Origin of the sequence: Bacillus sp. FSL H8-0492, from assembly GCF_038006145.1 — a bacterium.
In the GTDB taxonomy this organism is placed as follows: Bacteria; Bacillota; Bacilli; order Bacillales; family Bacillaceae_G; genus Bacillus_A; species Bacillus_A mycoides.
On sequence record NZ_JBBOUP010000001.1, the window covers coordinates 1,385,018 to 1,396,812 of the forward strand.

The 11,795-nt window shown below is 36.1% G+C and carries 10 protein-coding genes; 9 read left to right on the forward strand and 1 reads right to left on the reverse strand.

The window, feature by feature from the left end:
* Nucleotides 1-46: 46 nt before the first annotated feature.
* The gene (rpmF, locus tag MHH66_RS07205) at nt 47-220 is read left to right on the forward strand and encodes a 50S ribosomal protein L32 (protein ID WP_001984764.1); all 174 of its coding nucleotides are present in this window, start codon (nt 47-49) and stop codon (nt 218-220) included.
* A gap of 129 nt (nt 221-349) precedes the next feature.
* A complete protein-coding gene (locus MHH66_RS07210) occupies nt 350-856 on the forward strand; it encodes an RsfA family transcriptional regulator (protein ID WP_063219154.1) in 507 nt (168 codons plus the stop codon).
* Between the two features lie 32 nt (nt 857-888).
* On the opposite strand, the gene MHH66_RS07215 is transcribed toward MHH66_RS07210, so the two are convergent.
* Nucleotides 889-1,362 carry an N-acetyltransferase gene (locus MHH66_RS07215; protein ID WP_063219155.1) on the reverse strand — a complete coding sequence of 158 codons (474 nt, stop codon included), beginning with the start codon at nt 1,360-1,362 and terminating at the stop codon, nt 889-891.
* A 295-nt stretch (nt 1,363-1,657) separates the two neighbouring features.
* Here MHH66_RS07215 and panE point away from each other — a divergent pair, with 295 nt between their 5' ends.
* The 7 genes from panE (at nt 1,658) to murE (ending at nt 11,775) form a co-directional block, all read left to right on the forward strand.
* Nucleotides 1,658-2,545, forward strand: a complete 888-nt coding sequence (gene panE, locus MHH66_RS07220; protein WP_061689327.1) for a 2-dehydropantoate 2-reductase — start codon at nt 1,658-1,660, stop codon at nt 2,543-2,545.
* A 79-nt stretch (nt 2,546-2,624) separates the two neighbouring features.
* On the forward strand, nt 2,625-4,241 hold the full coding sequence (gene bshC, locus MHH66_RS07225) for a bacillithiol biosynthesis cysteine-adding enzyme BshC (protein WP_033715902.1): 1,617 nt from the start codon (nt 2,625-2,627) through the stop codon (nt 4,239-4,241).
* A 366-nt stretch (nt 4,242-4,607) separates the two neighbouring features.
* Nucleotides 4,608-5,540: a 16S rRNA (cytosine(1402)-N(4))-methyltransferase RsmH gene (gene rsmH, locus MHH66_RS07230; RefSeq protein WP_002014746.1), complete on the forward strand. Its 933-nt coding sequence runs from the start codon at nt 4,608-4,610 to the stop codon at nt 5,538-5,540.
* A gap of 15 nt (nt 5,541-5,555) precedes the next feature.
* The gene (gene ftsL, locus MHH66_RS07235; protein ID WP_002014745.1) at nt 5,556-5,918 is read left to right on the forward strand and encodes a cell division protein FtsL; all 363 of its coding nucleotides are present in this window, start codon (nt 5,556-5,558) and stop codon (nt 5,916-5,918) included.
* A 22-nt stretch (nt 5,919-5,940) separates the two neighbouring features.
* Nucleotides 5,941-8,091, forward strand: coding sequence for a penicillin-binding protein (locus MHH66_RS07240; RefSeq protein WP_098167420.1), 2,151 nt, complete (start codon nt 5,941-5,943; stop codon nt 8,089-8,091).
* Between the two features lie 81 nt (nt 8,092-8,172).
* Entirely contained in the window at nt 8,173-10,089 is a 1,917-nt protein-coding gene (locus MHH66_RS07245) for a stage V sporulation protein D (RefSeq protein WP_002014741.1), read from the forward strand.
* Nucleotides 10,090-10,299: 210 nt separating this feature from the next.
* On the forward strand, nt 10,300-11,775 hold the full coding sequence (murE, locus tag MHH66_RS07250) for a UDP-N-acetylmuramoyl-L-alanyl-D-glutamate--2,6-diaminopimelate ligase (protein ID WP_002014740.1): 1,476 nt from the start codon (nt 10,300-10,302) through the stop codon (nt 11,773-11,775).
* Nucleotides 11,776-11,795: the final 20 nt, after the last annotated feature.

Below are 11,795 nucleotides of genomic sequence, written 5' to 3' on the forward strand. Positions count from 1 at the left end.
AGGCCTTCATATGAAAATAACTATTTCTTTTAAGGAGGTGGGAAGAATGGCTGTACCTTTTAGAAGAACTTCTAAAACAGTAAAAAGAAAGCGTCGTACGCATTTCAAATTATCAGTACCTGGTATGGTAGAGTGCCCAAGCTGTGGTGAAGCGAAATTAGCTCACCGTGTATGTAAAGCATGCGGTACTTACAAAGGTAAAGAAGTAATCAGCAAGTAATTGCGGGAAAATAAACGTAGAAGATATCTTCTACGTTTATTTTTTTTGTCTTATTCTTTATTTGTTGTATTCTATCTTTTCTAGTAACTGCATATGCTTAATAAAAAATGCATAGGGAGGACTAGAGAGATGGCGACAACAAGACAAGACGCTTGGACTGATGATGAAGATTTGCTTCTGGCAGAAGTGGTACTCCGGCATATTCAAGAAGGTGGAACGCAACTTTCTGCCTTTAAAGAAGTGGGGAGACATTTGTCTCGCACACCAGCAGCATGTGGATTTAGGTGGAATTCTTATGTTAGAAAGCAATACAAAGAACGTATTGAAGAAGCAAAGCAACTTCGTAAAGTAGAAAATTATGAAGTGAAAGAGACAAAGGCATTAGAGCCTACATCAATTACATTGAATGATGTTATTGAATTTTTGCGAAATTATAAAGATGAAAGCTCTTTAATGGTGTTGCAACAACAAATTGAATCGTTGCAAACAGAGAAAGAACATCTTCTGGAGCGATTATCAGTATATGAGGAAGAATATAGAACATTACTTGATTATATCGATCAAAAAAGAAGTGTAATGGTAGCGGAAAGAAATGGCGCTCGCTCGAATGGAGAATTAGAAAAATTAAAGAAATAAAAACAGCTGCGTAACAGCTGTTTTTTTGTTTCTTATGCAGATTCTTCGTTTGTAATCGCATTCGAATTTGTTTCTGGATGCCAAATATAAAAATCACCATCAGTTACTGATACTGGCTGGAAACTTAATTTATCCCAAAAACCAGATGACTGGATACGTGCTATCGTTTTAATTGGGAATTTTAGTTGTTTCGCATAATTAACAAGCATTTGTCCGAATCCTTGTTTTTGAAAAGTCGGCAATACTTCAAGTTTATAAAGTTCTAGGTAAGTACCTGTAATTTCAAATGGTTCTCCACCGTTCCTTTTCATATATAGACTCATACGTGCGATTAGCGATCCACCATAATAAATACCGTAAAATGGAGACTCACTATCATTTTCAATAATGTTTGCTTGTAATTCTTCCAACATGGATAGTTCTTGAGCTCCGCACCCTTTAAATTTTTTAAATTCATCTAATGTTTTATAATTGATGAGCAAGCGTTCAACTTTTGGGAATCCCATTACATCACGTCCTTTTCTTATCTTGTTGAATGCAGAAAAGTTAAAATATTTATAATAATATTATAACTCATTTTTAAATTTTTATGAAGAAGATAGAATATTTCTTTCATTATTTTTTTGAGGATTTGCTAAACTAAGAATAGAACTATGTATATAGGTAGTATATACGTAGTGAAAGAAGAGGTTGCATTTGTTAAAAGATAATTGAATCCTCAACTATGTAATTGTAATTTAATAAGATATAAAGGGGGAAAGGCAAGGGAACTTATATCACTTGTTAATATGAGTTCTTTGTGTGAAGATGAAAATTGGAATTGTTGGACCGGGAGCTATTGGTCTCCTATATACATTTTATTTACAAAAAAGTAATCAAGATGTTACGTTGTTTACAAGAAACGATAAGCAAGCAGAAGAATTAAACTTAACGGGTGTAACTTGTATTAGGAATGGAGAACGTGAAACGGTATTTCCATCTATTTTACCGATAGAAAGTATGCTGGATAAACAGTTAGATTATATATTTATTGCTGTAAAGCAATATCATGTAACTGATATATTACCTTTTGTGCAGGGAGAATCGTCATTAATCTTTTTGCAAAATGGAATGTCACATCTTCACGTTATGCGAAAAATAGGAAATGAACGTATAGCAGTCGGGATTGTGGAGCATGGTGCAAAAAAAGAGGATGGACATACAGTTCGTCATACTGGAATAGGTGTTACAAAGTTTGGTGTAGTGCGTGGTCAATCTAGTTGTTTTAAAAAGGTATTTAATTGTTTTCCTTTTGATTATTTTCCGATTCAGATAGAAGATGATTGGAAGGGGATTATGCGTAATAAATTAGTAGTCAATGTATGTATTAATCCGTTGACGGCATTATTGCGGGTTGAGAACGGGGAGTTAATTTCAAACCCGCTTTTTTATCAAATGATGGAGCAAGTATTTCAGGAAGTTGCATTTCTTGTTAAAGAAGAAGATAAGGAAATGCTATGGAAAATGGTATGCCAAGTATGTGAAAAAACATCCCATAATACTTCATCTATGTTAGCGGACGTAAGAGCGAATAGACAAACGGAAGTTAATGCGATTGTTGGATATGTATTAGAAGAAGCTAAGGAACAACAACAATCTGTTCCGACACTTCAATTTTTGTTCAATGCAATAAAAGGAATGGAATTATAAGTGTTTTTCTTTGCTTTTACGTGAAACATTGAATACAATGTGGGTTGGTGAGAGAACAGGATACGAAAGGAAGAATTATATGGAGATAAAAGAAATCTCTGTTCCACTACAAGGTGTTGTAGCGGACTATATGAACGGTAAAAAAGAGATACAGTCATGTTTTGATTATCTGTTAACAGAGGATGCTTTTAAACAGCGTTTACATGATTTACGTGAGAGAGAGTTTTTCCGTCAAGATTTAGTAACGCATTTATTAGAATATAATACACAATTGCAAGCGGGAGAATTTACAATTCAAAATATAAAAGCGCTTGAAGATGAAAATACATATGTAGTTATAGCTGGACAACAAGCTGGGTTATTAACTGGTCCGCTTTATACAGTTCATAAGATCATTTCAATTTTACAGCTTGCAAAAGAAAAAGAAGAGAGTTTAGGGGTTCGGGTTGTTCCTGTCTTTTGGATTGCTGGTGAAGACCATGATATGGATGAAATTAATCATACATTTGTAACGAAAAATAAAAAAATAAAAAAGACCATTTTTCATGATCGTTATCCGAAAAAGGCGAGTGCTTCTGAGTCTGAGTTTTCTATTGAAGACTGTAGAAAATGGGTCGAAGAGATTTTTAAAACATATCCGGAAACGAATTTTACAAAGGATGTATTACAATTTGTTGATGATGCTTTAGGTAAATCGCATACATATGTAGATTTCTTTGCGCACCTTATTACGAAAATGTTCGCAAATTCTGGTTTAATTCTTGTAGATTCACATCATCCTGCATTAAGAAAATTAGAAGTGCCGTTTTTACAACAAATTATAAGTAAATATAAAGAAATTCAAGTAGGACTTCGTAATCAACAGGAAGTACTTAAGGAATTAGGATTTAAACCGATTATTGAAACGAAGACAAATGCAGTGCATATATTTATGGAAATTGATAATGAGCGAGTATTGCTTGAAGAGAATCAAGGGAAGTTTATTGGAAAAGATGGAGTGCATTCATTTTCGTATGAAGAATTGATGGAAGAGATGGAAAGAAGTCCAGAACGTTTTAGTAATAATGTTGTAACGCGCCCTCTTATGCAAGAATATGTGTTTCCTACGTTAGCGTTTATTGGCGGTCCAGGGGAGTTAGCTTATTGGAGTGAATTGCAACAAGTGTTTCATACGGTAGGTTTCCAAATGCCACCTGTTGTTCCGCGGCTTACAATTACTTATATGGAGCGAGATATAGCTACAGATTTATATGATTTAGATTTGCAAGAAATTGATCCATTTCTAAATAATATAGATAATCTGCGTGACAATTGGCTTTCTAATCAAATAGAGGAACCGATAGACGAGCGATTTATAGAAGCGAAAAAAGAAATAATGGATATTCATACATCATTACAACAATTCGTGAAAAAAATAGATCCAGGGTTAAATGAGTTTGCGGGGAAAAATGAACTGAAAATTAATGAGCAAATTGAACTGTTAGAAAAAATGTTGAAAAGAAATGTTGAGAAGAAACATGAGGTTCAACTGAATAAATTCCGCCGTTTACAATTCGCGCTTCGTCCATTAGGAGCACCGCAAGAACGTGTGTGGAATGTGTGTTATTATTTAAATCAGTTCGGCCTTGATTTTGTTGACCGGGTAATGGAACAATCTTTTTCGTGGGATGGAAAACATCATGTAATAAAACTATAGAATCTTGCTCTTTTGAGCAGGATTTTATTTTTATTCTGTTGAATTAACTGTGAAGTGAAATATTTCTGAATTATCCATCTTATGTTAATGTAATGAATCGCTATGTATCAGGTATATATATATGACAAAATAGCACAAAATGTAAACGGATTAATATCTTTTTCGACAGGTTTTTGTTTAAATTCCCGCAAAAAATGATAAAATTTAGTATATAATAAAATAAAATAGCGATTTGTATAGCGTACTACCTTGTTGGAAGTTAAATGAGTCGTTCTTTAGTAGCATTTCATCCTCTAGTAGTAAATTGTGTTTGTAGAGTGAGAAATGTATTTAACATAATTAATTGGAAAAAGAGTAGGTGCAGCAATGTTCAAACACGTAACAGTACTTTTGAAAGAAACAGTAGATGGCTTAGATATAAAACCGAGTGGTACATATGTAGATTGTACACTGGGTGGAGGAGGACATAGTTCTTATTTATTATCTCAGCTAACAGATGGTGGAAAGTTAATAGCATTTGATCAAGATGAAATAGCGATTCAAAATGCGAAGGAAAAATTTTCTTCTTATGGTGAACAATTTGTAACAGTGAAGAGCAACTTCCGTTATTTATCTGAAAAACTACATGAATTAGGTATCACAGAAGTAGACGGGATTTTATTCGATTTAGGTGTTTCATCCCCACAATTAGATACACCAGAGCGTGGCTTTAGTTATCATCATGATGCACCGTTAGATATGCGGATGGATCAAGATGCCCCATTAACAGCATATGATGTTGTGAACAGCTGGTCATATGAACAACTCGTAAGAATTTTCTTCCAATACGGAGAAGAAAAATTTTCAAAGCAAATAACAAGGAAAATTGAAGCTTATCGCGAGAATAAGGCTATTGAAACGACAGGAGAATTAGTGGAATTAATTAAAGAAGGTATTCCAGCTCCGGCACGTAGAACAGGTGGACATCCTGCGAAGCGAGTATTTCAAGCGATTCGTATTGCTGTAAATGATGAATTAAAAGTATTTGAAGAAGCGTTGGAATCTGCAATTGATATGGTCAAGCCTGGTGGAAGAGTTAGTGTTATAACATTCCATTCTTTAGAAGATCGTATTTGTAAAACGACGTTTAAGCGAAATAGCACAACGCCGCAATTACCACAGGGACTACCGATTATTCCGGATGAATTTAAGCCGAAATTAAAGCTTATTACAAGGAAACCGATTTTACCTTCTGACATTGAATTAGAAGAAAATAATCGAGCGCGTTCTGCGAAGTTGAGAATCGCTGAAAAACGATAAAAAGGAGAGAGAGGTATGACTAATTTAGCTGTAAAGTATAAACAACAGGCGCAAGAAGAGGTACAAATTCAAGCGCCGCCACAGCAGATGGTTAAGCCAAAAGTTAAAACGAAAATTACAAGAATTGAAAAGCTATTGTACGTAACGTTTATTGGATTTTTATTATATGCTTGTGTAGCTTTTATTGGGAATAAAGCGGGTCTATATCAAGTTAATGTAGAAGCAGCGACGATAGAAGAACAAATTGTGAAAAAACAAAAGGAAAATCAAGAATTGCAGGCTGAAGTAGAAAAGTTAAGTCGTTATGAACGTATCGCTGAAGTTGCAAAAAAACACGGGCTAGAAATTAATGCGAATAATGTGAAAGGCCTAAAGTAAGGCAAATAGGTGTGAAGAAAAGATGAAGAGAAATATGACCAAATTTCATACCAATAAGGGAGCAGGTTATTTTATGATATTTTTCCTCCTGCTCTTTTTGCTGTTATTAGCCCGATTTTTTTACATACAAGCAACAGGAACAGTGGACAATCATGATTTGAAGAAACTTGCTGAGCAGAAACATAGTAAAAAAGGAGTTCTCGAAGCGAATCGAGGAACAATTTATGATCAAAATGGTCATGTACTAGCGCAAGACGCAAATTCTTATAAACTTGTAGCCGAGTTAAAAGGAGCTAACGCCGTTAAGGATAAAGAGGATACTGCAAAGAAAATCGCAGGAGTACTCGGAAAAGATGAAGATAAAATTTTAGCTACTTTAAATAAAGAAGGCAAAAGTCAAGTGGAATTTGGAACATTGGGTAAAGACTTGACGAAAGAAAAGAAAGAACAAATAGAAGCATTGAAATTGCCGGGAATATCTTTTATTACCGAAAATGCGAGAGTGTATCCAAACGGTGATTTCGCATCTTACGTCATAGGTCATGCGAAACCTGATGAAAATGGAATCTCAGTCGGTCAATTTGGCTTAGAAAAGAGTTTGGATAAATATTTAGGTGCTTCTAATGGTGAGGTAGCTTATACAGGTGACCGTAAAGGAGTATCTCTTGACGGTGGGAAAGTGAATGTAAAGGCACCTAAAAATGGAGATAATGTGTATTTAACGCTTGACCAACGTATTCAAAGTTATTTAGAAGACGCAATGAAAGAAGCGAGTAAACATTATGAACCAGAAAATTTAATAGGGATTGTTGCGGATCCGAAGACAGGGAAAATATTAGCGATGTCTAGTAAACCTAGTTATGACCCTAATGATCGTCAAATTAAATATTTCTTCAACGACGCCATTGCAAATGCGTTTGAACCGGGATCAACAATGAAGATTTTCACATTAGCGGCGGCCATTAATGAAGGTGTATACAATGGGCAAGACTTTTATCAGTCTGGTACATATCAAGTTGGTAATCGCAAAATAAAAGATCATAACGGCGGCGCCGGATGGGGTTCTATTACTTTTGATGAAGGGGTAGAGCGATCTTCAAACGTAGCGTTCGCAATTTTAGGGGATCAAAAACTTGGTCCAGAGCGTTTTCGAAAATATATTCACGGTTTTGGATTAGATGAAAAAACAAACATTGATTTATCTGGTGAAGGGTCAAATACAATTTTATTTGATCAACAAATACAACAAGTAACAACGGCATTTGGACAAGGTTCTACAGTTACACCAATACAACTTGTACAAGCTGCAACAGCAATTGCAAATGATGGTAAAATGATGAAACCTTATACAATTGATAAAATTGTGGATCCAATAACAGGTAAAGTACAGCTAGAGCATAAACCAGAAGAAGTAGGAAAACCTGTTACCAAAGAGACAGCCGCACAAGTAAGGCAATTACTAGAACGTGTTGTTACATCACCGAAAGGAACAGGAACTGCATATAAAGTTGATGGGTATTCAGTCGGGGGGAAAACAGGTACAGCACAAATTCCTGACGGGAAAGGTGGCTATATGACGGGAAGAGAGAATTATATATTCTCATTCTTAGGTATGGCACCGATGGACGATCCGCAACTTGTTGTGTATGTGGCCGTTAAACAACCAAAATTAAAAGATGATGAAAACGGGGCTAAACCTTTAGCTGATATCTTTAAATATGTAACGAAAAATAGCTTAGAGTACTTAAAGATTAAGCCGAATGAAGTAAAAGACCCGAAAAAATATGTGAAAGAACAACAAACTGTCGTTCCAGATGTAACCGGAAAAACGATGGAAGAAGCGAAAAAAACAATTGATAAAGCAAAACTTCGTCCAATCGTATTAGGTGAAGGTAAAGTGCAGCAGCAAGTGCCAAAAGCAACTGAACAAACATTAAAGGGTGATCGAGTCTTCTTAGTAGGAGATAAGCCTACAATGCCAAATATACAGGGATGGGCACTGCGTGATGTTATGAATTTAGCAAAAACATTAAAGCTTAACTTAAAACCTTCTGGTACAGGGTATGTAACGGAACAAAGTGTGGCGGAAGGGACATTGTTGCAACCTGGTACAGAATTAGGTGTAACACTCGTACCACCACTTGAACCGCAACAAGAAGCAGAAAAGCCATAATGGTAATAGGGAAGAAGTTCTAATTAAATAAGTACAAGCATATATTGGAACAAGCTAGGCGTAAGGGAGGCTTGTTCCAATATGCGTGTATCAAATGTAACAGTTAGAAAACGACTTATTTTTATACTTATATCGGGTATACTCATTTTCACCATTATCGATATTCGTCTTGGATATGTGCAATTTTTTCTTGGAAATATGTTAACGGATCGTGCGAAGGATTCATGGAGTCGTAATATTACTTTTGAACCAGAGCGAGGGAAAATTTTAGATCGAAATGGTGTGGAGCTTGCTACGAATAAAAGTGCACCGACCGTCTTTGTTGTGCCGAGGCAAATTGAAAAACCAGCAGAGACTGCAGAGAAGTTAGCTGCAGTATTAGGTGTGGAAAAAGATGATGTTTATAAGCGGATTACAAAAAAAGAATCGATTGTAAGGCTTGATAAAGGCGGAAGGAAAATATCGCATGACAAAGCGAAAGAAGTACGCGGATTAAGTTTAAAGGGTGTCTACATTGCAGAGGATTCTATCCGGTACTATCCATTCGGTAATTTTTTATCACACGTATTAGGATTTGCGGGCAGTGATAATCAAGGGCTTATGGGACTAGAGAAATATTATGATAAAGAGCTAAATGGTGATAAAGGTCATGTGCGATTTTTTGCAGACGCGAAAGGACAGAGAATGCCTAACGTTGGAGATGATTTCAAAAAACCAGAAGCCGGCTTGAATTTAGGATTAACAATTGATTCACGCATTACGAGGATTATGGAAAGAGAAATGAATATTGCGGAATCAACGTATAATCCTGACGGTATGATAGCAATTGCAATGAATCCGAAAAATGGTGAAATTTTAGGTATGTCAAGTCGACCAAGTTTTGATCCAGCAGATTTCCAAAGTGTTTCTCCGGAAGTATATAACAGAAACTTACCTGTATGGAGTACGTATGAGCCGGGGTCAACATTTAAGATTATTACATTAGCTGCAGCCTTGAATGAAAATTTAGTAGACTTAGAGAAAGATACATTTTATGATGATGGGGCAGCTGAAGTTGGCGGAGCTAGATTGCGGTGTTGGAAAGCTGGAGGCCATGGTAGCCAAACGTTTTTAGAGGTAGTTCAAAACTCTTGTAACCCAGGATTTATTGAACTCGGTGATCGTCTTGGTAAAGATCGATTGTTTAAATACATTCGCAATTTCGGGTTTGGACAGAAGACCGGAATTGATTTACAAGGTGAAGGTAGCGGTATTTTATTTAATTTAGATAAAGTTGGTCCAGTCGAGCAAGCGACGACTTCATTTGGGCAAGGTGTTTCTGTTACACCGATTCAACAAGTAGCAGCTGTAGCGGCCGCTGTAAATGGTGGAACTTTGTATCAGCCATATATAGCGAAGGAATTTATTGATCCGAAGAATAATCAAGTTGTCAGCAAAAAGACACCTGTTGCGAAAAGGGAAGTTATTTCCAAGGAAACTTCAGAGAAAGTTCGTTACGCATTAGAGAATGTTGTAGCGAAAGGTTCGGGTAAAGGGGCTTATATTGATGGATATCGTGTAGGTGGAAAAACTGGAACTGCTCAAAAGGTGAAAGATGGAAAATATTTAGATAATAACTATATTGTATCATTTATCGGTTTTGCTCCAGCTGACGATCCGCAAATTGTTGTTTATGTAGCAGTGGATAATCCAAAAGGAGTCACTCAATTTGGTGGAGTTGTAGCAGCACCTATTGTTGGGAATATTCTTCGTGACGCACTTCCTGTAATGGGAGTGGAACCGAGAAAAGAGCAAGTTGAGAAAGAATATAAATGGGGCGATACACCAACTGTGGAAGTTCCGAATTTAATTGGTATGAAAAAGAAAGATTTACAAACGCAACTTGTAGACTTGAAGCTTGATATAAGTGGTGATGGTGGGAAAGTAATTAAACAATCACCAGAAGCAGGAGCTAAAGTAAAAGAGGGTTCAAAAGTTAGAATTTACTTCGGGAATTAAAGGTAACTGATTGTGTTTTATGGTACAATTGGTGGAAGTGAGTTCTTTATAGAAAAATTGCTTTACTTGAGACGATAAGTGTCTCATTAATAAATAAATCTATTGATTAGACTATAGTAGCACTTACCTCCTATTTTTATATAACTAGGAGGTAACGTGTTACTTGCTAAAATAAGAGATAAATAAACAATGTAGAGAGGGTTTAGTGAAATGAAGTTGCATACACTTGTATCATGTTTGCATGATTTTCCAGTTGTTCCAACAGAAAATCCAGAAATAACATCTATTGAAGCGGATTCACGTAAAGTGAAAGAGGGAAGCTTATTTATATGTATGAAAGGATATACGGTTGATAGCCATGACTTTGCTAAGCAAGCAGCCGCACAAGGAGCGGCTGCTATTGTTGCGGAAAGACCAATTGATGTTGACGTTCCAGTTGTACTTGTGAAAAATACTTTTCGTTCGCTAGCGGTTTTAGCTGATTATTTTTATGGCCAACCAACGCACAAGTTACATTTAATCGGTATTACAGGTACAAATGGAAAGACAACAACATCGCATATTATGGATGAAATTATGCGCGCACATGGTCATAAAACAGGGCTAATTGGAACGATTAATATGAAAATCGGTGATGAAACATTTGAGGTGAAAAATACAACACCAGATGCACTAACACTTCAACAGACATTTTCAAAAATGGTTGAACAAGGTGTGGATAGCACAGTAATGGAAGTTTCGTCTCATGCTTTAGATCTTGGCCGTGTACACGGGTGCGATTATGATGTTGCAGTATTTACGAATTTAACACAAGATCATTTAGACTATCATAAAACGATGGAAGAATATAAACATGCGAAAGGGTTGCTTTTCGCACAGCTTGGCAATAGTTATCATCATAATCGTGAAAAATACGCTATATTAAACAGTGATGATCCAGTAGCAGAAGAGTATATGAGAAGTACAGCAGCTACTGTTGTAACATACGGTATAGATGTTGCAAGCGACATTATGGCACGAGATATCGTAATGACGAGTGGCGGTACAACATTTACACTTGTAACACCGTATGAAACTGTAAATGTTACGATGAAATTAATTGGTAAGTTTAATGTATACAACGTGTTAGCTGCTACAGCAGCAGGTCTTGTTTCAGGAGTGAGCTTACAAACAATTATTGATGTAATTAAAGAGCTTGCTGGCGTTCCTGGACGTTTTGAAGTTGTTGATGGTGGACAAAATTACACAGTTATTGTTGACTATGCGCATACACCTGATAGCTTAGAGAACGTACTAAAGACAGCAAAACAGTTTGCAAAAGGCGATGTATATTGTATCGTTGGTTGCGGTGGTGATAGAGATAGAACGAAAAGACCAATAATGGCAAGTGTCGCAACCGAATATGCAACTCATGCAATTTATACATCAGATAATCCAAGAAGTGAAGATCCGAAGGCTATTTTAGATGATATGGTAAATGATGTGAATGGGAATAATTATGAAGTAATTGTCGATCGAAAAGAAGCGATACGTTCCGCTATCTCGAAAGTAAAAGCAGAAGATATTATTATTATTGCTGGTAAAGGGCATGAAACGTATCAAATTATTGGTAAAGAAGTTCATCATTTTGACGATCGTGAAGTTGCTAAAGAAGCAATCACGGAGCGTTTAAACAACGAAGTGTAACAGCATGAGAGGAGGACTAC

Excerpts from the sequence above, each read along its gene's own strand:
- rpmF (WP_001984764.1), top strand. The coding sequence starts at position 47 with ATGGCTGTACCTTTTAGAAGAACTTCTAAAACAGTAAAAAGAAAGCGT.
- MHH66_RS07210 (WP_063219154.1), top strand. The coding sequence starts at position 350 with ATGGCGACAACAAGACAAGACGCTTGGACTGATGATGAAGATTTGCTT.
- MHH66_RS07215 (WP_063219155.1), bottom strand. The coding sequence starts at position 1,362 with ATGGGATTCCCAAAAGTTGAACGCTTGCTCATCAATTATAAAACATTA.
- bshC (WP_033715902.1), top strand. The coding sequence starts at position 2,625 with ATGGAGATAAAAGAAATCTCTGTTCCACTACAAGGTGTTGTAGCGGAC.
- rsmH (WP_002014746.1), top strand. The coding sequence starts at position 4,608 with ATGTTCAAACACGTAACAGTACTTTTGAAAGAAACAGTAGATGGCTTA.
- ftsL (WP_002014745.1), top strand. The coding sequence starts at position 5,556 with ATGACTAATTTAGCTGTAAAGTATAAACAACAGGCGCAAGAAGAGGTA.
- MHH66_RS07240 (WP_098167420.1), top strand. The coding sequence starts at position 5,941 with ATGAAGAGAAATATGACCAAATTTCATACCAATAAGGGAGCAGGTTAT.
- MHH66_RS07245 (WP_002014741.1), top strand. The coding sequence starts at position 8,173 with ATGCGTGTATCAAATGTAACAGTTAGAAAACGACTTATTTTTATACTT.
- murE (WP_002014740.1), top strand. The coding sequence starts at position 10,300 with ATGAAGTTGCATACACTTGTATCATGTTTGCATGATTTTCCAGTTGTT.